The sequence below is a fragment of the Methylobacterium phyllosphaerae genome (assembly GCF_001936175.1).
In the GTDB taxonomy this organism is placed as follows: Bacteria; Pseudomonadota; Alphaproteobacteria; order Rhizobiales; family Beijerinckiaceae; genus Methylobacterium; species Methylobacterium fujisawaense.
In genome coordinates this window covers 5,918,005-5,939,209 of record NZ_CP015367.1, presented here as the reverse complement: position 1 = coordinate 5,939,209, position 21,205 = coordinate 5,918,005, and the positions used below count along the sequence as shown (strand labels likewise).

Here is a 21,205-nt window from a genome sequence, read left to right as displayed (position 1 = left end):
TGTAGGTCATCATTGAAACGCATGGTGTTGATGTGTGAACATCCACGCCATGGATTTCCATGGGCTCGACCTGAACCTGATCGTGGCGTTCGATGCACTGATGGAGGAGCGTCACGTGACGCGCGCGGCGCGTCGCATCGGTCTGACCCAGCCCGCCATGAGTGCGGCGCTTGCCCGGCTGAGGAAGGCGACGGGCGACGAGTTGTTCGTGCGGGGCCCCAAGGGCTTGGCCCCCACCCCCCGGGCGCAGGATCTCGCCGCCCCCTTCAAGGGTGCGCTGCGGGCGGTCGGTGAGGCTCTGGCGCTGCGCGACGACTTCCGTCCGGCCGAGGCGTCCGTCGTCTTCACCTTGGCCCTCTCCGAGCATCCCGCCCACGTCCTGTTGCCGCCGCTCGCGGAGGCGTTGGCGGCCGCGGCGCCGGGAGTGGACCTGCACATCCGGGGCTTCACGGACAGGAACGAGGCGGTCCGCCTGCTGGACGAGGGGTTGGCCGATGTGGCGGTTGGCGTACCTCCCGGCACCGAGGCGCGTATCCTGGCGCGGCCCCTGTTCCGCGAGCGATTCGTGTCCGTCGCCAGGTCCGGCTCGCCGGCCGCCGAATGCCTCGGCGACGCGGCGGCCTTCGCTGCCGCCCGGCATGTCCTGGTCTCCCCCGAGGGCGACGGGTTCGGCGCCGTCGACGAGGCCCTTTCCGAACGCGGCCTTCGCCGGCGGCTCGGGGTGGTGCTCCCCCAGATGTACGCGGCACCGGCGCTCGTGGCGCGCACGGATCTCGTCGCGACGCTGATGGAAGGCGTCGTGACCGGCTCGGGCATGGCGCCTCTCCTCACGGTCAGGCCCTGCCCCGTCGAACTCGCCCCAGTAGAGTTCCACCTGCTCTGGCACAGGCGCTCGGACCGGCACCCGGCCCAGGCATGGCTGCGGGATCTCCTGGTGTCGTCGGCGCCCAGCGGCTGAGGGCGGCCTCTACCGGGAGCAGTAGGCTTGAAAAGACTCCACGAGGTGGTTGAACAGGGCGTCGATGCGGGTGCTGCGCCGCACGTCCTCGTGCGCCACGATCCAGGTGTCGAGGTCGAACACGACGCGGTCGGGTAGGACGCGCACGAGATCGCGCTCGCCGACCGGCACCTGCACCACGCCGATGCCGAGGCCGACGCGGATCGCGGCGAGTTGCGCGGGATGGCTGTCGCTGCGCAGGGCGACGTGCAGCGGCCCGCCCGCCTCGCGGCCCAGGGCGTCCAAGATCGCGAGGTAGGCCGGCATGCGGTCGGGCCCGACCATGGCGTGCCGGGTAAGGTCCGTGACGGTCTCGGGAATGCCGTTCCGGTCGAGGTAGGCCGGCGACGCGAAGAGCCCGAGCGGGATGCTGCCGACGTGGCGCGCCACGAGCGAGTTCTGGCTCGGCCGCGCCATGCGAACCGCCACGTCCGCCTCCTGGCCGGGTAGGTCGGCGTTGGTGTTGGTGAGGAGGAGTTCGACCGTGAGGCGCGGGTGGTGCTCTCGCAAAGCCGCCAGCATCGGCGGCACGACCTCGATGCCGACGAAGTCCGAGACGCTGAGTCGGACCGGGCCGGCCACCTCGGACGCCGCTCCCTTCGCCTCGCGCCGGAACGCCTCGGACGCGTGAGCCATGCGCCGGACGTGCCCAACCAAGCCGAGCGCCTCGGGCGTCGGCGCCAACCCGTTCACGCCGCGGACGAAGAGCGGTTGCCCGACGGCCCGCTCCAGCGCCTCGATCCGGTGCCGGACGGTGGGCTGGGTGAGGCCGAGGGCTCGCGCTGCGGCCGACAGGCTACCGGTGTCGAGCACCGTTAGGAAGGCGCGTTGATCGTCCCAGTCGCAGTCCGCATTGCTCATCGAAATTCGATAGGCGGACCATCGAAGCTCGTCAATTTACCGGACCTCTCGTTCGACGCATCAACGCGGGGACGAACGGAGGAACAGGACGATGAGAACGGCTCTGGTGTTGGGGGCGACGGGCGGCGTCGGCGGTGCGGTGACCCGAGCGATGCTGGCGCGTGGGTGGCACGTCACTGCCTTGGTACGTGATCCGAGCCGAGCGGCGGCTGCCTGGAGCGCCCCGGTCGCACCGGGTTGGCAAGCTGGCGACGCCATGAACCGGGCGGACGTGGTTCGCGCCGCGGAAAGGACGAGCGTCATCGTCCACGCGGTGAACCCGCCCGGCTATCGCGGGTGGGATCGGCTAGTCCTGCCGATGCTCGACAACACGCTCGCGGCGGCGCGGGAGGCTGGCGCCCGGATCGTCCTGCCGGGCACGATCTACAACTACGACCCGACCCTCGCCCCGGTGATCGACGAGACGACCACGCAGCATCCGCGAGGGCGCAAGGGCGCGATCCGCGTCGAGATGGAGAAGCGCTTGGCGGAGGCCGCCCCGGAGGTGAGGAGTCTCGTCGTGCGAGCGGGCGATTTCTTCGGACCGGGGGCGGGCCAGAGTTGGTTCGCGCAGGCCCTGGCGAAGCCGCCGCTCACGCGCATCGTCAATCCCGCAACGCGGGACGTTGGCCATGCCTGGGCGTACCTGCCCGACCTCGCTGAGACCATCATCCACCTGCTGGAACTGCCTGCGGATCGCCTGCTGCCATGCGAGCGGCTCCAGTTTCCCGGCCACTACGATGCCGATGGTCGCGCGATGGTTGCTGCGGTCCGCCGGGCTTCGGGTCGCACCGACCTGCCCGAGCGCCGATTCCCCTGGGCGCTGATGCGCGCGCTCGCACCGTTCGGTGGGTTCCCCCGAGAAGTCATGGATGTCCGTCCGTTCTGGGCGCACGCGATGCGCCTCGACGGAAGTCGATTGATGGAACTCCTCGGCGACGTGCCGTGCACTTCTCTGGATACTGCGGTTGTCGACGCATTGAGAACTTGAGAGCTTCAGGATGACCGCCTCACCTTCACCTTAGTCAGTTCATTTCAATGTCGTTCGATCTGGCGGCGAACAATCTCCGCTGGGGCTCCTTACTTTCGGTGAGCTTGAGCGCAATCGCCGGACGTCCGCTTTCTCCGGTCTGCACTATAAAGCGGAAGGGCGGCAAACCACCCACCCCAGTCATTCAGAGGCGCCTGCCACCACGACGGGATTTGGCCGAGACCCGCCGGTCCGCTCTGGGGGGCCAACTGCACCGGAGCGGACACTCGAAGCGGTTCAGGCAGAGGCCTCGGGGTGCGCCCCAACAACCGGATCGCGGCTTCGAAAGTCATTCGCAGGCGCGACGCGGCAGCGGCTCTCGAGCCGCCCGATCGTCGGTCCTGATCGCGCTGCCTTGGACCCGGTCGGTACTGGCCGGCTTGATGCGCCCCGTCGCGGCAGGCCACCGCCTCGACGGAAAGCGTTCTACGCGCGTCGTCCCATCATGAGCGTGACCGGCTGTCCCGCAGAAGTCTCGATGGCGGTGAATTTACGGGAGCGAAGTTCAGCCTCCATCGCAGCACACGACCATAGGTGGCCGCCGCTTCGGGCCAGCCGCAGGGCTGCAAGCGCGGCGCCGACCGGATCCGGAGGCGGAGCGTAGAGACCGACAACAAGGTATCCCTTCGGCTGGAGGGCAACCGTTAGCCGGTCGAGCGCTGTCCGAGCCGCGTCCTGGGAAAGGAAGGGTGCCGGAAGCCACGTCAGCGCGTAGCCGGCTGGATCATCGAACTGGGTCACATCCTGCAGGCGGAGATCGATACGGCTGCGGAATGGGCTTGCCGCCACGTTCGCACGGGCCAGTTCGAGGGCCGGCTCCCAGATGTCCAGGCCCACGACACGCAGCGAGGGCCACTGCGCTGCGGCTTCGAGAGCAATGCCGCCCACACCCGTGCCGACATCCAGGAAGCGCCCGGTGAGGGCGGCCGCGAGCGCCGGGCGGTCGGCCGCCAGGGCCGCCAAGCGCCGTACGACGACCCGCGAGGCTTGGCCCTGAGCCTGCAACATCGCAGGATCGCGGACCTGCCAGACGGGCGGTCGCTCGGGACACTCCAACAGATCCCGCGCCTCCTGCAGGGCGAGCGTGACGGAGGCCAGGGACGCGGAGACCTGCGCCTGATCAAGGTCACCGAGGCCGCCCGGCACCACGGCGGCGACCACGTCGTGCAGCCGGCGCGCGACCTCGGGATGAATGTCCGGCGCCTCCCGCCGCAGGCGTAGGGCTGCACCGATCGCAGCAAGGCCTCTTGCCGCATCGCCCATCTGCCGCAGCGTGTGTTGAACGTCTTGGAAAGTCATCGGCGACCGCCAGAATGATGTTCACCACGACACGGCGTGGCGCCCGAAGCAGAAGAGCCGGACCCGGCAGCCTCGGAACCCGGCCGGGCCGCGACCTGCAGGGTGATCACAGGCCGTGCGCCTGAGCGATCATCTGTGCCGCCCGCTCTCCGATGATGGCGCAGGGGGCCTGCGTGTTTCCCGCCGTCACACGCGGCATGATCGAAGCATCCGCGATGCGCAGAGCGTCGATCCCGTAGACGTTCAGCGATGCATCGACCACCGACATGGCATCGCGGCCCATCTTGGCCGTGCAGCTCTGGTGCCAGTAGGTCACGGCGGCATCACGGATGAAGTCTTCGAGTGCGTCTCCCCGGATGTCGCCCGGCATGGCCTCTCCGCGGACATGCGGCCGAAACGCCTGGGCGTTGCCCAGCGCGCGGCACAGATCCACGCAGGCGACGGCCGTCGTCAGATCCGCGGGATCGGACATCATGTTGGCCTCGATCGCCAACGGCACTTCGGGATCGGCACTCGTCAGCCGAAGCCGGCCGCGGCTCGCTGGGCGCGCCAGACCGGCGAACATCGTCCAGCCCTGCGCCGGCACACCGCGCGCCGCGGTCCGATCGCTCGGCACGGGAAATTCGACCTGGCAGAAGAGCACGTCCGGCGCATCGAGCCCGGGGCGGCTCGTCCAATACAGGGTCGCCTCGCTGCCGCTGTTACGGGGGGCGATGGGTTCGGCATACTCCCAGACGCATCCGAACGAGACATGGTCCTGAAAGTTCTGGCCGACGCCCGGCAGGTGCTGCACCACCGGGATGCCGAAGCGCGTCAGCTCCGCATGGTCCCCGATGCCGGAATGCATCAGAACCTTGGGCGTCTGGATGGCGCCCAGGGACAGCACCACCTCGGCCCAGGCTCTGATCTCCAGGACCTGCCCGGCGTGGACCACTTCGACGCCGACCGCGCGCTGCTGCTCGATCAGGACACGCCGCACGGTCGTGTCGGTGAGGACCGTCAGGTTGGGGCGGTCGAGCCAAGGGTGGACATAGGCCCGATAGAGCGATTGGCGCCGGCCGTCGCGAACCAGCATGTCCGAAATCGAGGCGCCGCCCGGCCCCTCCATCATCTGGCCATTCGGATGCGCGAAGGTCGGGATGCCGACCTCGCGGGCCGCATCGAGCATCGCGTGTGCGATGGGGCTGGGATCCGAGGCGGGCTGGACCCAGACCGGCCCGGACTCGCCACGATACCGCGGATCCGGTGAACCCTGCCAGTTCTCGATTCGACGATAGATCTGGAGGACGTTGTCGTAACTCCACTCGGCATCGCCCGCCTCCGCAGCGAAGTAATCCCAGTCGCTGCGATGCCCGCGCGCCCAGACCATCACGTTGATGCTGGAGCCGCCCCCGAGACCTTTGCCCATCGACATCGACAGGGCACGACCGTTCAGGTGCGGGTTCGGCTGCGCCTGAAATCCCCAATCCCGCTTGCTGCCCAAGTTGGCCGGCCATTGTGCGGGGTCGAGCACCGTCTCGGCATCGTCGCTGCCTCCGGCTTCGATCAGCAGCACGCGCAGGTCGGGATTTTCCGCGAGGCGCCGCGCCACGACCGAGCCCGAGGATCCGGCGCCGCAAATGATGACATCGTATTGCGAGCGCAGGTCGGCGACCAGGCGCTGCTGGTTCTCCTGCGCGCGCCGGGATGAATCGCGGTCCTCGCGACGAGACTGGCTCATGATATGTAACATCCTTCTACTGCTGCGCTGCCGTTGCTGATGAACGGAGCGTTTTGTCCCGCCAACACGGCGGGTCCCGCGAAAATAATCCTGAGCCGCAGGAATTCGGGTGGATGTTCCATGCCTTCGACCTCCGCGACTGTGATCGACGTCACACCGGAAGCGCGGGATGAAGTTCACGAGGGCCTGTTCGCTTCGACTCCCGAATGCGTTACAGAGATCTTCGCGGATCTGCATGCCGCGCTTCTCGTGATAGGCTCGGTTCGCCCCCACGCCATTGTCGTCGATCTTGCCGACGGAGATGCGTCTTGGTCCGGCCTTCTGAAAAGCCTCGGGGCGAACCGATCCCTCGGTCACAGCCGCATCCCGGCTGCGGGAACCTCCGACATAGCAGGGCCGTCCGAAGGTTCGGCGGGCAGCCCGGATCGCGTCTCCCCGAGAGGCGGTGGCGGCCATACGCGATCGCTGGCCGATAGCCGGTCCTCGTGGGACGGCGTGGCCAGCCGGGCTGTGAGTTTTGTCACGGACCCGCCCGCCGGTCAGAGGCGACACGGTGCGGCATCATGCTGACACCAGGCTGCGCCGCGGAGAACTTTGCGGAGCGCACACGAGCCTGGGTCGGCACAGTCGAGAGAGGATGTCGTGAGCGCGCCGAACAGGCTTGTCGGGCTCTTGGCCGCCAACGCGTTCTTCGCCGAGCTGGGCCAAGACGCTCTACAAGCCATCGCCGGCCTTTGCCGGATGCGCAGCGTTGCGCGTCACGAGATCCTCTTCCAGAAGGGGGACCCAGGCGATGCCCTCTACGCGATCCGTCGCGGGCAGATCCGCATCGCCACCGGCACCGAGGACGGCCGGTCCGTGACGCTCAACCTCCTCGGCCCCGGCGATGTCTTCGGCGAGATCGCCCTGCTCGATGGCCATGCCCGCACCGCAGAGGCCATCGCGCTCGAGACGACGGATCTCTTCGTCATCGACCGGCGGGACTTCCTCGAACTCCTGGCGCACGACGCGGCCCTGGCGGCGCGGATCATCGGCTTCCTGTGCCGACGGTTGCGCTGGATGAGCGAGCGCATGGAGGAGGCGACGCTCCTTCCCCTCGATGCCCGGCTGGCGCGGCGTCTGGTTATGCTGTCCGAGGATTACGGCGCAGAAATCCAGGTGACACAGCAAGAACTCGCCGCTTACGTTGGCGCGGCGCGGGAAAGCGTCAATCGCGTCCTTCAGGATTGGCGTCGATCCGGCATCATCGATCTTGGGCGCTCACGCGTGCATGTGAAGGTCGCGCCGCGTCTGGCGGCCCTCGGCGCGCCCTCACGGCTCTGAGGCGGCAGAAGGGATCCACCCCATGAGGAATCTCGCGCGCGTCGTGACCGCATTCGCGGCCGTCGTCGTCCCGGTCACCGTCCATGCCCAGACGCGCTGCACGGAAACGACCCGCTTCGACCCGCCTCTGCGGATCCTGCGATGCACCGACGGGCTCACGCTCGAAGCCGAGCGAGCGGCCACGTTACGGCCGGTGGATCGGGACGGCGACGGGCAGCTCGAGGGAGCGGAGATCGGCGGCAGCGCCGTACTCGTGACCCTGCCGACGCGCTCGAAGACGCGCCGGGGCGGCTTCCAGATCCTCACCCCCCACGCGATTGCCTCCGTGCGCGGCACGATCTACGCCGTCGATGTGACCACCGCCAAGACGGCGGTTTTCGTGGCTCGCGGCCGCGTCGCCGTCGCGCGCCGGAACACCCCGGCCGTGTTCGTCACGCTCGGCCCGGGTGAGGGCGTCGATGTCGGTGAGGATCAGGCCCCCCTGGACGTGCGACGGTGGCCGCAGGAGCGCGTCAGAAGCCTGCTCGAGCGCTTCGGGCGGTGAGAGCCGCGGGTCCGGTGCCGCGGCTTGAGTCGATCTCGCGCCCCGGGCGGACCAAGCGACGCTTCGCCCTCCTCATGTTCGTGGCCGCGCTGGGGTGGAGCGGCTGGCTCGCGCACCTGCACATCGCCGGACGGGCAACGCCCCTCGATTACCTGGAGGCGGCGGCGACGGACCTGCGCATGCGCCTGGCCGGTCCACGCATGCCGCCCAAAGATGTCGCGATCGTCGCCATCGACGACGAAATCGTCCGCCGGGAAGGAGGCTTTCCCATCTCGCGCACGACGATGGCGCGGCTGATCGAAACGATCGCCGCGGCCCACCCCCGTGCGCTCGCCGTCGATGTCCTGTTCCTCGAAGACGGGCGCCAGCCCGAGGCGGATCGTGCCCTCGCCGCCGCCCTCCGCAAGGTGCCCGCCGTCCTGGCGGCGGCAGCCGTCTTCGACGAGGCCACGAACGAAGGGGGCATCCCGGTCGCCACCGCCGTGCATCGCCCGATCCCGGTGATCGGCGCGGCCGCGCTGACGGGACTCGTCAACCTGTCCGAGGACGCCGCCGGCGTTCCGCGGCACCTTCCTCTCGTTGCCAGAGCGGACAACGGCGTTGCGGCCCATTTCGTCCTGCGCACAGCGGCCCTGGCGGCCCGAAGCGATCCGGTTCTGCGCGAGGGACAGGTCGGGATCGGGCCTGCCGTCATCCGGCTCGACCTCGGCTATCATCTTCCGCTTCGTCCCTACGGGCCGCGGCGCACGATCCAGACTTTGAGCGCCGCCGCACTTCTCGATGGGACGGCACCCGTCGCCGCTCTGGCGGACCGTGTCGTGGTGATCGGCGCGACGGCACTCGGGGGCAGCGACACCTTTGCGACGGCGTTCGATCCCGTGATGCCCGGCGTCGAACTGCTGGCGACCGGCATCGCCCATCTGACCGCGGGCGACGGACTCGTGCGCGATGCGCGCGTTCGGCGGCTCGACGGGGTGGCGGCCGGGATTCTCGCGGGCGCCGCCGTGCTCCTGATCGCGCTGGCCCCACCGCTCCCAGCAGCCATCCTCGTACTCCTCCTCCTGGCCGCCTGGTTCGCTCTGGGCACTGTCGCCTTTAGCCAGGGCATCTGGATGAGCGCCGCCCTGCCGCTCGCAGCCGCTGGCCTGCCGACGCTCCTGTGCGCGGTGGCGCGCCAGACGCTGGATCGCCGCCAGGGCCTGAGGCTCGCCCGATCGGAGCAGGCCCTGCGCCGACTTCAACCCGCCGCGCTCGCGGAACGGCTCGCCTGGGACCCGACCTATCTGGCCGCACCCCTCACGCGCGAGATCCCGGTGCTCTTCATCGATCTGACCGGCTTCACCGGCCAGAGTGAGCGCCTGGGCCCGGTCCGCACCCGCGCCCTCCTCAAGACGTTCCACGATCTCGTGGACGAGACCGCCTCGTCGCACAAAGGCCTCGTCGTCAACTTCATGGGCGACGGCGCGATGGTCGTGTTCGGCGCCCTGGACCCCGATCCCGCGCAGGCGGAAAACGCCGTGCGGGCGGCCGGCGATCTCATCGTCCGGACCCGCGACTGGATCGCGCGCGATCCCGAACTGGCAGGCGCCGGACGGGCGCTCGACGTGCGGATCGGCGCGCATTCCGGACCGGCGATCCTCTCGCGCCTCGGCAGCGACACCAATCAGCAGGTCACGGCGACGGGCGATACCGTCAACGTCGCGAGCCGCCTGCTGGCCGTGGCGTCGGAGGCCAAGGCCCGCCTCGCCGTCAGCGCCGATCTCCTGACGGCGGCCGGCATCGTTGAGCCGGCCGGCCTCTTCGACGAGCGGCGGACGGCTTCCATCCGCGGACGGTCCCAACCCATCGCGGTTTGGTTGACGCGCGAACCTGCGCGGCTGCCATAGATCCCGCGCAACGCCGCGTTTCCGGGCCTCTGTGACGGCGGTCACAGCGGCCGGCCATCGTCGGGCGCAGAGTGCTGTCACCCCAACAGGGAGAAGCACGATGAAGACGACTTCGACGAAGACAATGATGGTCGCAGGTCTCGCGCTCGCGACACTGGCCGGCGGTGCCGCCAGCGCCGATGCCCGCGGGTTCGGTCACGGCGGATTTGGTCACGGCAACTTCGGCCATCACGGCGGCTTCGGCCATCGCGGATTCGGGTACGGTCGCTTCGGAAACGGCGGGTTCGGCCACCATCGATACTTCCACCACCGTGGCTACCGTCGGCACTTCGGCGGGTTCGACTGGAATTATCCCACGGGTGGCTACTTCCTGAGCTCGGATTTCAGGGATTGCCGCGTCGTCTACAACCCCTTGTTCTTCGGACACGAGCGCGTCTGCAGCTGACGGAGCATCCGTCTTCGGCTGATTGAGGCCCCGGTGCGCGATCGGCCGCCGCTGCACCCGCAGCGGCGGCCGGTTGGCCGACGTCGTCACACCAAAGCTTGCCGTGACGACGGGATGGGAGCCGGCACCCTGGACCCATTCGTCCCGAAGACGCCGCCCGAATATCGAAAGTCAAACCGCAACCGCATTAGACATGAGCCGAGCGGCAGCGCGGAGCGGTCGTGAGTTTGTCGCCGCCGTAGCGCGTTCGCTTGAAGGCGTGCATGCGACCGTGGTGATGGTGGTCCCACCAAGGAAGATGTCGGTGCCGCGTTCCGGGCGCGCCGCGCGTCCGAGGCTGTGCCGGGGAGCAGGGCGATGACGGCGACGAGGACATCGGGACGTGCAGAGGAGCCAATCGAAGCCGCAATGGGCCGCACGACCCCTGATTTCTACGCGAGCCTGCCCCGGTTTACCGCCTTCTCCAGCCTCATGGATCCAGGCCTCTATCGGCCGCTTCCCACGACCTGGTGGCTGGGTGTGACCGATGTCGTCGGCTCTCAGCAGCAGATCGGGCTCGGCCGCTACAAGGCGGTCAATGCGGCCGGCGCAGCCATCATCGCGGCCGTTTCGAATGCCCTCGGCCGGCGCGCGTTCCCGTTCGTCTTCGCCGGCGACGGGGCAAGCTTCGCGATTGCCCCGGGAGACGTAGACGCCGCCAGAGAAGCGCTGGCCGCAACGGCCGTCTGGGTCCGCGAGGCGCTGCAGCTCGAGTTGCGCACCGCTCTGGTACCGGTCTCAGCCGTGCGCGATCGCGGGCTCGACGTGCGCGTCGCGCGCTACGCGCCCAGTGCTCACGTTTCCTATGCCATGTTCAGCGGAGGCGGCCTGCCCTGGGCAGAGTCCGCCATGAAGACCGGCGACTATGCCGTCGCACCGGCTGAGCCCGGTAGCCAGCCCGACCTGACCGGCCTCTCCTGCCGCTGGCAGGCAATCCGTCCCCGCCACGCGTCGATTCTCTCGCTCATGCTCGTGCCGCAGCACAGCGGCGACGCGCCGGCCTTCCGGCAACTCGTGCAAGAAATCCTGCACAGTGTGGAGATCAGTGCCGAGGTCGCACATCCGATGCAGGATGAGGGACCGCAGATGCACGGACCGTGGGCGGGCCTGGATCTTGAGCTGCGCGCCATGCCGGGCTCCCGTCTGAGCCGCCTCTGGCGCAAGCTTCGCCTCGTGGCACGATCGATCCCCGAATACCTGATCTACCGCATCGGCTTGCGGGTGGGAGGGTTCGATCCGGCCGCGCTTCGGCACGAGATCGTCGGGAATACGGACTTCCGCAAATACGATGATGCGCTGCGGATGACGCTGGACTGCACAGAGGCCTTCGCGGATCAGCTGGAGGCGCAGCTCGCCGGTGCGGAGGCGCGGGGGGATCTGCCATTTCGGGCTGGAACGGCAATTGGCTGCGCAGTTGACCTGCATCAGCCCTCCGGTGCCCGGCCGCGGGCACATGCACTTCATCGATGGCGCTGGCGGAGGCTACGCCGCGGCCGCCGCAAGGCTGAAGGCTCGGGCGGCAAGCGTCGGGGCCGTGGTGCCGACCAGCCCGTGAGGGGGCTGTGAAGCCTGGCTGCTGCCGGATGAAGCGCGGGCGCTCGGGACGAAGTACCTTGAGCGGCGTTCAGGATCACTGTGCAGCACCGCATCGGCGAGCGTTTGGTCGATGACGGGACCTTCGCGGTCGGCGCCAGCCTGATCGGTGCCGCTGCATGCGAGCGGCGACCGGTGGAAGGCGCGAAAATCTTCACCGTGTCGGTTCTTCTCCGGCCTGGGATCTTTGCGGAAGAGATGTCCGCTTCGGAGCGTTCTCGAAACAAGCTGAATGACCGGGATGGGCGCCAAGCCGAACGTCCGGTTCTGTGCGCGCTGGCGATCCGGCGTGGCGTAGTCTGGCCGTAAGCGGCTGGTCCACTGTGGAGAAGCTTGCAGGGGATGATCCGCCCCCAATGAAGTGGTCCGCCCTGAGGTCTGGCTTTCGGGCCAATGCGAGGACGGACAGATGGGAACGAAGCGGCACAAGCCGGAGGACGTTGTCGCCGAGCTGCGGCAGATGGATGTGCTGGTCTCGCAGGGCCAGAGCGTCGGGGACGCGATCCGCACGACCAACGTGACGGAGGTGACGTACTATCGCTGGCGCAAGGGGTACGGCGGCCTGAAGAGCGACCAGGTCCGGCGCATGAAGGACTTGGAGACCGAGAACCAGGGGCTCCGGAAAGTGATCGCGGATCTCACGCTCGACACGCTGATCCTGCAGGAGGCTGTCCGGGGAAACTGACCAGCCCCGCGCGCCGACGCGCCTGCATTGAGCTTGTGATGGACGTCCTGGACGTCTCCGAGCGCCGCGCGTGCCGTGCGCTCGGTCAGCATCGTTCGACGCAGCGCAAGGTGCCGCGGGGCAGAGACGATGAGGCGGCGTTGACCGCCGATCTCGTGGAGTTGGCGCGCCGGTACGGGCGCTCCGGCTACGAGAGCGTCCATGCACGCCAAACCCGCTCGCTGCGGTTTTGTCCCGCGCTCTAAGAGCCGGTCTCGTTCGCCCAGCTACGCCGGATCGCCGACGGCGACGACCTGATGCGGCTCATGATCGAGACGCGGAAGGATCAAGCCGCGCGGATGAAGTGGGCCATCACCGCCTTCTTCGCCAAACCGGACGGCGTCCTCCCCTGGACCGACTGGCTGCGCATAGGCCTGGAGGACGTGCTCGTCCTCGACGCCTGGACCACTTTCAAGAAGCGCTCCCGCGCGGGCGACCTCCTGGCCCTGAAGCCGATCGACGGCGCCCCCATCAAGCCGATCCTCGGCGAGGACGGCCGCCTGCCGATGCCCTGGGTGCAGGGCGGCGAGATTGTCTGGCCCGAGGCCTACCAGCAGATCCTCAAGGGTCTCGGCCTGTCCTTCGGCGCCGGCATCGCGGTCGGCTTCTCCGGGGCGCAGGGCCGCACCGACGCCACCGCCCTCAAGGCCGCGAACAAGGCGGGCGTCAGCCTCGCCCTGACGTAGCCGCGGTGCCGATTCGGCGCCGCTCCCTCTCCACCCGGACCCCCGTGAGGCCGACATGACCGCTCCCCTCGTGCGGGCGACCTTCTTCGCGCGGCTGCGCGCGACGGGGTTGCTCGGCGCCACCCTCGCGCAGACCGAGGTCGACGGGCTGACCGGCCTCCTCGACGCCTGGGAGCGCCTGGGCTGGCCCGGCGATCTCCGCCACGTCGCCTACACCCTGGCCACCGCCTGGCACGAATGCCGGCTGAACCTGTCGATCCGCGAGGACGGTCTCGGGCGCGGGCATCCCTACGGTGTGCCGGTGGACGGCCGGGTCTATTACGGCCGCGGCGCGAGCCAGCTCACTTGGCTCGACAATTACCGGCGGTTCGGCCGGCGGCTCGGCCTCGACCTCGTCGGCGATCCGGACCTGGCGCTCGTGCCGGAGACGAGCGCGGCGATCCTGATCGTCGGCGCGCGCGACGGCCTGTTCCGCCCCGGCCATACCCTCGCGCGCTACTTCGACGGCGGCACCGACGATCCGGAGGGTGCGCGGGCCATCGTCAACGGTGACGGCGCGCGGAACGGCGCGCGGATCGCGGGCTATCACGCCGTCTTCCTCGCCTGCCTCCGGGCGGCGTGCGCCGCCGCGGCGCCGCCGGCCGCCCCGGCCCCGCCATCGACCGCCTGGTGGCCGCGCCTGCGCGAGGCCGTCCGCCGCAACATGCAGAAGGGGGCCTGACCATGGGGTTCCTCGCCCTCCTGCCGGCGCTGCTCGGCGCGCTCGGTTTGATCCTCCAGAAGGTGCTTCCCGACGAAGGCCAGCGGCTCCAGGTGCAGCTGGAGCTGCAGAAGGCCCTGATCGAGCAGCAGGACGATCTCGGCCGGGCCATGGCCGAGGTGATGAAGGCCGATGCGGGGTCCGAGAGCCCGCTCGCCCGCAACGCCCGGCCGATCACCGTGCTGTGGGCGCTGGCGATGATCACCTGGGTGGGCGTGGTCGCGCCGATGCTCGGCCTGCAGGTCGAGGTTGTGGCGGCGCTCAAGGGCGTGCCGGCCGAGCTGTGGTCGCTGCTGACCGTCGGGATCGGCGCCTACATGCTGGCCCGCTCGGTGGACAAGATCGTGCCGCAGGTGATCGGGCCGAAGGGGTGAACACCGGAACCGCGGGCGCGCCCCGATGACGGACGAGACCCCGCCCCGGGCCTGGACGGCGCGGCCGGGCCGCGGCGAGCGAAGGACCGGACCCATGGCCGACCATCTGCCCGAATGGATCGGGCGCCTGATCGAGCGCGTCGAGGCCACCGGCCGCCAGATGGATGCGCTCGGGGGCAAGCTCGACCGGATGGACGAGAAGCTGGAGGGCGTGGCCTACCGGCGGGACATCGAGCACTTCGTGGCGCGCGACGAGATCGAGCGGCGGATCGACAAGGCGGTGGACGGGGCGAAGGCCGAGGCCGCCAAGGGGTTGGCCGAGGTCGCCGGGCAGGTGCGGGATCTGCGCAAGATCGGCTGGGGGCTGGCCTCGGCGGCGCTGCTGGCCTTCGGGGGGATCGTGCTGGCCAAGATCGGGCTGGCGGGGCGGTGAGCCGGATCGGTGACCGGAACCGCGCCGCCATCCCCGCATAGGCGAGGCCTCGACATTCCCCCAGCGAGATCACTTCGAACCGCCCGGCTCCGATCGCGGCGGTTTTCTCGTACTGGTGGCCCGCCGCTTGCCTGAGCTCAGCTTCCTCCCAGGATCCACTCAGCCCCGCCGGCACCGCCGCGCGGGGCTTTTTCGAGCCCCCCTGGCTTCGTCAGTATCGAACTATCTCTCGAGCGAGTGCGTTTCTCAGCCTTTAGTGCAAAGGAAGGTTCTCATGCGCCATCGCGTTCTCGCAGCCGCCGCTGCTTTCAGCCTCCTCGCAGGCGGGGCCTCTGCGCAGGCTCCCGCGGCGACTCCCGTGGCGCCCTCCGCTCCTGGCGCTTCGGGCGTGGTTGCGCCGCAGAACAGCACGACCGGTAGCAATGGCGCCGTGACGACTTCGCCGACCGGGCAGCCGGCCGACACGATGTCGAACAGCTCGTCCTCCGCCGGGAATGCCAATCAGCCTGAGCGCGCCGTTCCTCAGGGCGGCGGCGGTGGCGGCAGCAGCAGGTAGCCGCCAAGCGCCATCATCTGCGTCCGCCTTCGTCAGCCCCGCCGGCATTGCCGCGCGGGGCGTTCTCACAGTCTGCTCTGCTCTTCGAATGCGCTCTAATTGCAGGTCAACTTCCGGCCTTCGGCCATCCCGACCTTGCGGTAGTGTTCCAGACCCGACTTGATCGCTCGGCCAATGACCGCTCGGCGCACGTCCGGATTGCAGCGCAGATACTCTTCCTCGTTGAACGCGTAGTCGCCACGCCCGCCCCGGGAGCCTCGGTCGTAATCCCGATCGTAATCGCGGCGGTCACGGTCGCCGTAGCCGCGATCTCCGTAGCCGCGATCTCCGTAGCCTCTGTCACGGGGCCCGTAGTCGCCGCGATCGTAGCCGTAATCGCGTCCGCCGTATGGCTGCGCGAAGGCCGGAGCGGCTCCAATGAGTAGCGCCAGGCCAAGGACGGTCGCTGAGATCACCTTCATGTCGTGCTCTCCGTTGTTGCGGGGCGTGAACGCTTTCAACGGTGGGTGGTTCGATTTGCCTGAGCGGATGCCGCTCCCTCGCTCTCCGATTCACTGACGTCAGCGGGGCTTTCCTTTCCCTGCGTCCCGCCTAGCCTCGGTGCGAGGTTTGGCTGAACTTCCCCCCTTTCGGTGCCCGACCTGAGAAGCCCGCCCGGCGCGCCGGCGCGGGCTTTCTCGTGCGCGGAATCCCGGCGCGGGATTGGCCGGCAGCCGGCACGAGCACGGCTCGGTAACCGGTGCTCGCCATCTTACCGCCGAGCCGCGTTGCGTATCGGCTCGGCTCACACGCTGGTGAGATCGGACGCTCCTCCGCCCCGTGAGCAGATCGGGGCGGGGCCGAGCGGGTCTGGCACCCGCAAACGCAGACGTTCACGTTGCCCCGGGCACCCTGGTTTCGGCCGGGGCGCCGCTCGCCGATTCAGGCGCGGGAACCGTGCCGCCGCGTGCGCGTAGACCAATCCCCAAGCGTAGACTCTCTCGAACCGCCCGGCTCCGGCCGCGGCGGTTTTTTCGTGTCCGGCGTCTGCCAGCCGGCCATATCCCTCGAATGCGCCGACCCCGCCGGCCCGCCGCACGGGGCTTTTTCTCGTGCTCAGACGATCACGGCCTCAGCCGTCATATCGGCGCGCGCCGTCTCGGGCAGCTCCTCGAAGCCGTGATAACCGGCGGCCTGGGCGGCGACTTCCAATGCCCGATCCGCTGTGTCGGCCTGTCCCGTCCAGAGGACCGCGCGCGTGCTGTTCTGCCTCACCTGGAAGATCGTCATGCTTACCTCCCGTGCCGTCGATCGTGCGTCGACTGGCAAAGGCAGGATCACCCGGACCTGTTCCGCCCGCAATAGGGTGTCGCCCTGTCCCTTCGGACATCCGCCCGCCGGGTTCGCCGGCGCGGGCTCTTTCGTGCTCGGAATCCCTGCGCGGGACCATCCTTCGGCCGGCACCGAACGGCCCGGTTACCGCCGCCGGGCATCCAGCATCACGAGCCGCGTTGCGTATCGGCTCGGCTGAGCCGCGCCGCAGCTCTTCGGCGTCCATCCGGAGCACGGCTTCCTGCGCGTGACGTAGGCCGGCGCCCTGATGGTCAACGCTAGCCGGACCGTCGGCGTCGAGCCCAACCGGATCGTGTTCGACCGCTTCTCCGGCTACCGGACGAAGCCGGGTCAGACCTGGGCCCGCCGGTCTGGGAGTTCGCGGCCAAGCGGCGTGGCTGACGCTCAGCCCTGCAGGCTCTCGGCGAAGTCGTCCGGCACCTCGCCCCACTGGCCGAGGATCGTGACGCCCTCCAGCTCGCCGGTCTCGTCGTCGGCCACCACCTTCAGCGCCGCCGCACCCGGCATCCGCCTGGCCAGGGTCTCGGCCTTCTTCAGCGCGCCGCTCTCCGTCTGCGCCGGCTCCTGGCGGGCCGGGCGCAGGCGCTTGCGGTGGATCTCGAACGGCTGCACCACGAAGCTGGTCGTCATCGCCATGGTGCGGCTCCCGCCCTTACGCCGACGTGCCGCCGACCCGTACCGCAGTGAACGCGCGGAGCAGCACGGGCCGACCTGCGGCATCGCGCACGTCCACCGACCACACGGTCCAGTCCTGACAGCCGACCCCCTCCATCAGGCCCAGCGCCACCCGGTCCGCGTGCTGCCGGATTTCGCGGATGCTCGACAGCCACCGCCCCTGCAGGTCGAACACGGCATCACCGCCTCCCAGGCAGTGGAAGCGATAAAGCCTCCGCGGCATTGGCGTTTTCCCGACCTCTCCACACGTGCCCACTGCGATCTCCGCGGGATCCGACACGGCCATTGAACCACGCCCCACCATCGGGCTTTGTTCCCGATGTGTTCTAGTCGAGGTTGTGATCCGGATGCATGCCCAACGGCACGAACCGCCTGTGGAGATCCGTCTGTCCGAGGCCGAGGTGATCGCCCTGGCCTATCACCGGGCCGCCTCCGGCGATGCCTGGGCCGCCCTCGTTCGGGCGGTGGAGGATGCGCTCACCGACCTGCAAGACGCCGAAGCGCGCGTGCTCGCACAGGGTCGGCTGATCTCCCGCGGATACGCACGATGCCGCGGCTGGACGGCCTGAGCCCCGTGCCGATCCACCCGATCGACGCGCTGCTGTTTGAGAGTCCCGACGCCGTCCGCGTGCCCCTGATCGGGCAGGCCCTGTGCGCCGGCTTCCCGTCGCCCGCCGACGACTTTCTGGAGGGCGCGCTGGAGCTGCCGCGCTGGCTCGTGCCGAACCCGCCCGCCACCTTCCTGTGGCGGATCAGTGGCTCGTCCATGGAGGGCGCCGGAATCTACGACCGCGACCTCGCCTGCGTCGACCGCAGCCTCACGGCCGGCCACGGCAGCATCGTCGTGGCGGCGGTCGACGGCCAGATGAGCTGCAAGCGCCTCGTGATCGACGGCAACACCGCCCGGCTCGCCTTCTGCAACCCGGACCTGCCGGCCTTCGCGGTCGAGGAGCTCGGGGAGGGCGTGATCTGGGGCGTGGTCCGCTTCTCGATCCGCTGGCATGTCGCCCGCGGGCAACTCTCGTGAGCACGCCGGAAGCCCGGCAGCGCGACCGGATCGGCGGCGGCCGCGCCGTGGCGCTGATCGACGGCAACAGCTTCTACTGCTCGTGCGAGCGCGTGTTCGACCCGAAGCTCGCCGCGGTGCCGGTGATCGTGCTCTCGAACAACGATGGCTGCGCCATCGCCCGGACCGCCGAGGCCAAGGCGCTCGGCATCAAGATGGGCGATCCGTTCTTCAAGATCCGCGACCTGTGCCGCGCCTAGGGCGTGCGGGTGTTCTCGTCGAACTACACCCTCTACGGCGACATGTCGGGCCGGACCAACGCGGTCTACCGGCAGTTCAGCCCCCAGGTGGAGGTCTACTCCATCGACGAGAGCTTCCTGAACCTCACCGACGTGGCGCCGGGCCTGCGGGTCGAGCTGGCGCGGGACCTGCGCGCCACGGTGCGGGCCTGGACCGGGATCCCGACCTGCGTCGGTATCGGCCCGACCAAGACGCTGGCCAAGCTCGCCAACCACATCGCCAAGACCGTACCGGTGCTGGAAGGCGTCTGCGACCTGACCGACCCGACGGCCTACGCGCATTGGCTGTGCCGGATCGACGTCGGCGAGGTCTGGGGCATCGGCCGGGCCTCGCTCGCCAAGCTCCAGGCGATGGGCGTCGAGAGCGTCGCGGACCTGCGCGACCTCGATCCGCGGCCGGTACGCAGGGGCCTGACCGTGGTGGGCGAGCGGATCATCTACGAATTGCGTGGGGCGGCCTGCCTGCCGCTGGAGATGGTGCCGGCGCGGCGCAAGGGCTGCGCGGTGACCCGCTCGTTCTCCAGCCGGATCACCGAGCGGGCGGTGCTGGAGGAGGCGGTGGCCGCGCACGCGACGCGGCTCGGGGAGAAGCTGCGGCGCGAGGGGCTCGGCACCAACCACGTGACGATCTTCTACCACACGAGCGAGCACGACCGCGACGCGCCGATGCGCTCGGTCTCGACCACGGTGCGCTTGCCGGAGCACAGCTCGGACACGCTGGCGCTCATCAAGGCCGCGCGGCACGGGGTGGCGAGGACCTGGCGCGAGCCGGGCGAACGGCCGTGGCGGTACAGCAAGGCCGGGCTCGTGACGAACGACCTCGTGCCGCTATCCCACAGCCCGCGGGCGCTGATCGGCGCGCTGGACCGGGAGCGGTCGGGCCCGCTCATGGCGGCGATGGACGCGTGCAACGCGCGCTGGGGCCGCGGCGCCGTGGTGCCGGCGCGCGCGGGGCTGGTGAGCCGGCGCGACTGGAACACGAAGTTCGAGATGCGCACGCCGCGCTACACGACGCAGGTCGGCGAGTTGCCGGTCGCCTACGTCTGAACCGCTCCTTGAGCACGCGGCCGAGTGCTTTGGGTGGATTTCTGCCGGTCCGCTGTCGGGCGACAATGGCGTGAAGCGGACGTCGCCGCCGCGCCCGTCTCCAAGACGTAGGCGGGTTGTCCCGTCCTGCCACCAACGGCAGGATGAGGCTAAGGGGCCCGACGAGGTTCAGGATGACGTGGCGGCTACATTGGCTTGAGGCGTCCGGCGATCTGGATCCCTGGCGTAGCACCATCGCCGAAGAGGTCGAGATCGCTCGAAAGGCTATAGCGGGCGTCTTGCCGGTGTCGCCGCTCGACATTCTCGTGCAACGCCTGCCCGGCGCGGTGATCCCGGAGACTGGCACGACGGGACTGGCGATGCGACCTGGCCTGTTCTCCCTGACTATCGACCCCGACAACCCCAACTTCTCACGCGCGCTGCGTAATGGGGACCTGCGCCGGACTGTGGCGCACGAGGCCCACCACTGCTTGCGCATGGCTGGACCCGGCTACGGCTGGACGCTGGGTGAGGCCCTGGTGAGCGAGGGCTTGGCAGGGCAGTTCGTGAGCCGCCTGTTCAACTCGCAGCCCGAGCCGTGGGAATGTGCCGTCACCAACGAGGTGCTCGCGGCCAACTTGCCGGACAACGCGACGCTCGTCGGCAACGGGCACGACCACCGTGCGTGGTTCTTCGGCTTCGGGGGACGGTATCCGCGCTGGCTCGGCTACACCCTGGGCTACCATATCGTGGGCGATTGGCTGGAAGCAGGGGCCGACCTAAGCGGTGACACATGGATCAACGTTCCCGCACATGTGGTCATCGACGCCGCGCGCGGGCGCACGTTGTTGAACATCTGATGCCGCCCCCATTCAAGGTCGAGTTGGCCGAACACAACCCCTGCTGGTCAGAAGCGGCTGAGGCGCAGGCCGCGATCCTGCGCATTGCGCTCAATCCAATCTTACTTGCCGTCCACCATATCGGATCGACCGCTATCCCCGGTCTGGCAGCAAAGCCCATTTTGGATCTCATGCCGGTCGTCGGCGACCTCCATGACCTGGATCGGCGCAGAAATGACCTCGAAGCAGTCGGCTTCGCATGGTGGGGCGAGTTCGGACTGCCGGGGCGGCGCTACGCGACGAAGGACGAGTGCCATTCTGGGCGGCGGCTCGTACAACTGCACTGCTTCGCAAAGGGATCTCCCGATATCGAGCGCCACCTCGTCTTTCGCGACTACCTTCGGAAGAGACCAGATCTCGTCGCATCCTATGCGCATGAGAAAGTCAGGTGCCGAGCGCTCCACCCCGAAAACTCTCACGCGTATGGCGCATGCAAGAGTGCATGGATCGACGCAGTCGAAGCTGCAGCCTTGGCTGATCGGCTGATTTCCTGAGTGACCAGCGGCCGCTTTGGAGAACCGCAAACGACGGTCCAAGTGCCCGGGTTGGGTCGCATGCGGAAGGTCCGCTTCCGGATGGAGAATCCAGTTCCGATCGCGATCCCAGCCAACCGCTCGAATAACGCGCGCATGTGAGATGTAGCTCAACGCGGTAGCAAA

At 69.0% G+C, this 21,205-nt stretch carries 22 protein-coding genes and 3 pseudogenes; 18 read left to right on the top strand and 7 right to left on the bottom strand.

The window, feature by feature from the left end; translation table 11 throughout:
• Nucleotides 1-34: 34 nt before the first annotated feature.
• Nucleotides 35-958, top strand: a complete 924-nt coding sequence (locus tag MCBMB27_RS27070; protein ID WP_236952847.1) for a LysR family transcriptional regulator — start codon at nucleotides 35-37, stop codon at nucleotides 956-958.
• A gap of 9 nt (nucleotides 959-967) precedes the next feature.
• Here the strand turns inward: MCBMB27_RS27070 and MCBMB27_RS27065 are convergent, their stop codons facing one another.
• The gene (locus MCBMB27_RS27065) at nucleotides 968-1,858 is read right to left on the bottom strand and encodes a LysR family transcriptional regulator (protein WP_075381751.1); all 891 of its coding nucleotides are present in this window, start codon (nucleotides 1,856-1,858) and stop codon (nucleotides 968-970) included.
• Between the two features lie 91 nt (nucleotides 1,859-1,949).
• On the opposite strand from MCBMB27_RS27065, the gene MCBMB27_RS27060 reads away from it, so the two are divergent.
• On the top strand, nucleotides 1,950-2,888 hold the full coding sequence (locus MCBMB27_RS27060) for an NAD(P)H-binding protein (protein WP_075381750.1): 939 nt from the start codon (nucleotides 1,950-1,952) through the stop codon (nucleotides 2,886-2,888).
• A gap of 465 nt (nucleotides 2,889-3,353) precedes the next feature.
• Here MCBMB27_RS27060 and MCBMB27_RS27055 read toward each other — a convergent pair whose 3' ends face one another.
• Nucleotides 3,354-4,226, bottom strand: a complete 873-nt coding sequence (locus tag MCBMB27_RS27055; RefSeq protein ID WP_075381749.1) for a methyltransferase domain-containing protein — start codon at nucleotides 4,224-4,226, stop codon at nucleotides 3,354-3,356.
• Between the two features lie 106 nt (nucleotides 4,227-4,332).
• On the bottom strand, nucleotides 4,333-5,946 hold the full coding sequence (locus MCBMB27_RS27050) for a GMC family oxidoreductase (RefSeq protein WP_075381748.1): 1,614 nt from the start codon (nucleotides 5,944-5,946) through the stop codon (nucleotides 4,333-4,335).
• Nucleotides 5,947-6,588: 642 nt separating this feature from the next.
• On the opposite strand from MCBMB27_RS27050, the gene MCBMB27_RS27045 reads away from it, so the two are divergent.
• The 11 genes and pseudogenes from MCBMB27_RS27045 to MCBMB27_RS26990 all read left to right on the top strand — a co-directional run bounded on the left by MCBMB27_RS27045 (nucleotide 6,589) and on the right by MCBMB27_RS26990 (nucleotide 14,753).
• Nucleotides 6,589-7,269 (top strand): Crp/Fnr family transcriptional regulator, encoded by a 681-nt coding sequence (locus MCBMB27_RS27045; RefSeq protein ID WP_043352864.1) that lies wholly within the window; start codon nucleotides 6,589-6,591, stop codon nucleotides 7,267-7,269.
• A gap of 22 nt (nucleotides 7,270-7,291) precedes the next feature.
• Nucleotides 7,292-7,813 carry a FecR domain-containing protein gene (locus MCBMB27_RS27040; RefSeq protein ID WP_043352866.1) on the top strand — a complete coding sequence of 174 codons (522 nt, stop codon included), beginning with the start codon at nucleotides 7,292-7,294 and terminating at the stop codon, nucleotides 7,811-7,813.
• A 14-nt stretch (nucleotides 7,814-7,827) separates the two neighbouring features.
• The gene (locus tag MCBMB27_RS27035; RefSeq protein ID WP_236952846.1) at nucleotides 7,828-9,699 is read left to right on the top strand and encodes a CHASE2 domain-containing protein; all 1,872 of its coding nucleotides are present in this window, start codon (nucleotides 7,828-7,830) and stop codon (nucleotides 9,697-9,699) included.
• Nucleotides 9,700-9,799: 100 nt separating this feature from the next.
• Nucleotides 9,800-10,144, top strand: coding sequence for a hypothetical protein (locus MCBMB27_RS27030; RefSeq protein ID WP_075381747.1), 345 nt, complete (start codon nucleotides 9,800-9,802; stop codon nucleotides 10,142-10,144).
• A 408-nt stretch (nucleotides 10,145-10,552) separates the two neighbouring features.
• Nucleotides 10,553-11,738, top strand: a pseudogene (locus MCBMB27_RS27025) (DUF3095 domain-containing protein).
• An 80-nt stretch (nucleotides 11,739-11,818) separates the two neighbouring features.
• Complete coding sequence (locus tag MCBMB27_RS27020; RefSeq protein WP_075381746.1) at nucleotides 11,819-12,085, top strand: hypothetical protein; 267 nt, start codon at nucleotides 11,819-11,821, stop codon at nucleotides 12,083-12,085.
• A gap of 100 nt (nucleotides 12,086-12,185) precedes the next feature.
• A pseudogene (locus MCBMB27_RS28950) lies at nucleotides 12,186-12,667 on the top strand (transposase); the annotation flags it as partial.
• Nucleotides 12,668-12,766: 99 nt separating this feature from the next.
• Nucleotides 12,767-13,186: a hypothetical protein gene (locus MCBMB27_RS27005; RefSeq protein WP_053608556.1), complete on the top strand. Its 420-nt coding sequence runs from the start codon at nucleotides 12,767-12,769 to the stop codon at nucleotides 13,184-13,186.
• A gap of 55 nt (nucleotides 13,187-13,241) precedes the next feature.
• A complete protein-coding gene (locus MCBMB27_RS27000) occupies nucleotides 13,242-13,907 on the top strand; it encodes a glycoside hydrolase family 19 protein (protein ID WP_052083530.1) in 666 nt (221 codons plus the stop codon).
• Nucleotides 13,908-13,909: 2 nt separating this feature from the next.
• A complete protein-coding gene (locus MCBMB27_RS26995) occupies nucleotides 13,910-14,320 on the top strand; it encodes a 3TM-type holin (protein WP_075381743.1) in 411 nt (136 codons plus the stop codon).
• Between the two features lie 94 nt (nucleotides 14,321-14,414).
• A complete protein-coding gene (locus MCBMB27_RS26990) occupies nucleotides 14,415-14,753 on the top strand; it encodes a hypothetical protein (protein WP_043351545.1) in 339 nt (112 codons plus the stop codon).
• 651 nt (nucleotides 14,754-15,404) lie between these two features.
• On the opposite strand, the gene MCBMB27_RS26980 is transcribed toward MCBMB27_RS26990, so the two are convergent.
• From MCBMB27_RS26980 to MCBMB27_RS26970, 4 genes are all read right to left on the bottom strand, one after another.
• Nucleotides 15,405-15,770 (bottom strand): hypothetical protein, encoded by a 366-nt coding sequence (locus MCBMB27_RS26980; RefSeq protein WP_053608554.1) that lies wholly within the window; start codon nucleotides 15,768-15,770, stop codon nucleotides 15,405-15,407.
• Nucleotides 15,771-16,404: 634 nt separating this feature from the next.
• Nucleotides 16,405-16,578 (bottom strand): hypothetical protein, encoded by a 174-nt coding sequence (locus tag MCBMB27_RS30340; RefSeq protein WP_164706411.1) that lies wholly within the window; start codon nucleotides 16,576-16,578, stop codon nucleotides 16,405-16,407.
• A 447-nt stretch (nucleotides 16,579-17,025) separates the two neighbouring features.
• Nucleotides 17,026-17,277, bottom strand: coding sequence for a hypothetical protein (locus tag MCBMB27_RS26975; RefSeq protein WP_043755424.1), 252 nt, complete (start codon nucleotides 17,275-17,277; stop codon nucleotides 17,026-17,028).
• Between the two features lie 16 nt (nucleotides 17,278-17,293).
• On the bottom strand, nucleotides 17,294-17,539 hold the full coding sequence (locus tag MCBMB27_RS26970) for a DUF6894 family protein (RefSeq protein ID WP_075381741.1): 246 nt from the start codon (nucleotides 17,537-17,539) through the stop codon (nucleotides 17,294-17,296).
• A 151-nt stretch (nucleotides 17,540-17,690) separates the two neighbouring features.
• Between MCBMB27_RS26970 and MCBMB27_RS26965 the strand changes: the two genes are divergently transcribed.
• The 5 genes and pseudogenes from MCBMB27_RS26965 to MCBMB27_RS26945 all read left to right on the top strand — a co-directional run bounded on the left by MCBMB27_RS26965 (nucleotide 17,691) and on the right by MCBMB27_RS26945 (nucleotide 21,040).
• A complete protein-coding gene (locus tag MCBMB27_RS26965; protein WP_335633056.1) occupies nucleotides 17,691-17,885 on the top strand; it encodes a hypothetical protein in 195 nt (64 codons plus the stop codon).
• A complete protein-coding gene (locus MCBMB27_RS26960) occupies nucleotides 17,864-18,343 on the top strand; it encodes a LexA family protein (protein WP_418287720.1) in 480 nt (159 codons plus the stop codon). The genes MCBMB27_RS26965 and MCBMB27_RS26960 overlap by 22 nt, the downstream gene beginning before the upstream one ends.
• Nucleotides 18,340-19,668 (top strand): annotated as a pseudogene (locus MCBMB27_RS26955) (Y-family DNA polymerase). Before MCBMB27_RS26960 ends, MCBMB27_RS26955 begins: the two are co-directional and overlap by 4 nt.
• A 173-nt stretch (nucleotides 19,669-19,841) precedes the next feature.
• Nucleotides 19,842-20,507, top strand: a complete 666-nt coding sequence (locus MCBMB27_RS26950; protein ID WP_075381740.1) for a DUF2268 domain-containing putative Zn-dependent protease — start codon at nucleotides 19,842-19,844, stop codon at nucleotides 20,505-20,507.
• Nucleotides 20,507-21,040, top strand: coding sequence for a GrpB family protein (locus MCBMB27_RS26945; RefSeq protein ID WP_075381739.1), 534 nt, complete (start codon nucleotides 20,507-20,509; stop codon nucleotides 21,038-21,040). Before MCBMB27_RS26950 ends, MCBMB27_RS26945 begins: the two co-directional genes overlap by 1 nt.
• Nucleotides 21,041-21,205 lie beyond the last annotated feature (165 nt).

What these genes read in the sequence shown, in the direction of transcription:
- MCBMB27_RS27065 (WP_075381751.1), bottom strand. Translation starts at nt 1,858, where the DNA reads ATGAGCAATGCGGACTGCGACTGGGACGATCAACGCGCCTTCCTAACG.
- MCBMB27_RS27060 (WP_075381750.1), top strand. Translation starts at nt 1,950, where the DNA reads ATGAGAACGGCTCTGGTGTTGGGGGCGACGGGCGGCGTCGGCGGTGCG.
- MCBMB27_RS27055 (WP_075381749.1), bottom strand. Translation starts at nt 4,226, where the DNA reads ATGACTTTCCAAGACGTTCAACACACGCTGCGGCAGATGGGCGATGCG.
- MCBMB27_RS27050 (WP_075381748.1), bottom strand. Translation starts at nt 5,946, where the DNA reads ATGAGCCAGTCTCGTCGCGAGGACCGCGATTCATCCCGGCGCGCGCAG.
- MCBMB27_RS27040 (WP_043352866.1), top strand. Translation starts at nt 7,292, where the DNA reads ATGAGGAATCTCGCGCGCGTCGTGACCGCATTCGCGGCCGTCGTCGTC.
- MCBMB27_RS27030 (WP_075381747.1), top strand. Translation starts at nt 9,800, where the DNA reads ATGAAGACGACTTCGACGAAGACAATGATGGTCGCAGGTCTCGCGCTC.
- MCBMB27_RS27005 (WP_053608556.1), top strand. Translation starts at nt 12,767, where the DNA reads ATGATCGAGACGCGGAAGGATCAAGCCGCGCGGATGAAGTGGGCCATC.
- MCBMB27_RS27000 (WP_052083530.1), top strand. Translation starts at nt 13,242, where the DNA reads ATGACCGCTCCCCTCGTGCGGGCGACCTTCTTCGCGCGGCTGCGCGCG.
- MCBMB27_RS26995 (WP_075381743.1), top strand. Translation starts at nt 13,910, where the DNA reads ATGGGGTTCCTCGCCCTCCTGCCGGCGCTGCTCGGCGCGCTCGGTTTG.
- MCBMB27_RS26990 (WP_043351545.1), top strand. Translation starts at nt 14,415, where the DNA reads ATGGCCGACCATCTGCCCGAATGGATCGGGCGCCTGATCGAGCGCGTC.
- MCBMB27_RS26980 (WP_053608554.1), bottom strand. Translation starts at nt 15,770, where the DNA reads ATGAAGGTGATCTCAGCGACCGTCCTTGGCCTGGCGCTACTCATTGGA.
- MCBMB27_RS30340 (WP_164706411.1), bottom strand. Translation starts at nt 16,578, where the DNA reads ATGACGATCTTCCAGGTGAGGCAGAACAGCACGCGCGCGGTCCTCTGG.
- MCBMB27_RS26975 (WP_043755424.1), bottom strand. Translation starts at nt 17,277, where the DNA reads ATGGCGATGACGACCAGCTTCGTGGTGCAGCCGTTCGAGATCCACCGC.
- MCBMB27_RS26970 (WP_075381741.1), bottom strand. Translation starts at nt 17,539, where the DNA reads ATGCCGCGGAGGCTTTATCGCTTCCACTGCCTGGGAGGCGGTGATGCC.
- MCBMB27_RS26960 (WP_418287720.1), top strand. Translation starts at nt 17,864, where the DNA reads ATGCCGCGGCTGGACGGCCTGAGCCCCGTGCCGATCCACCCGATCGAC.
- MCBMB27_RS26950 (WP_075381740.1), top strand. Translation starts at nt 19,842, where the DNA reads ATGACGTGGCGGCTACATTGGCTTGAGGCGTCCGGCGATCTGGATCCC.
- MCBMB27_RS26945 (WP_075381739.1), top strand. Translation starts at nt 20,507, where the DNA reads ATGCCGCCCCCATTCAAGGTCGAGTTGGCCGAACACAACCCCTGCTGG.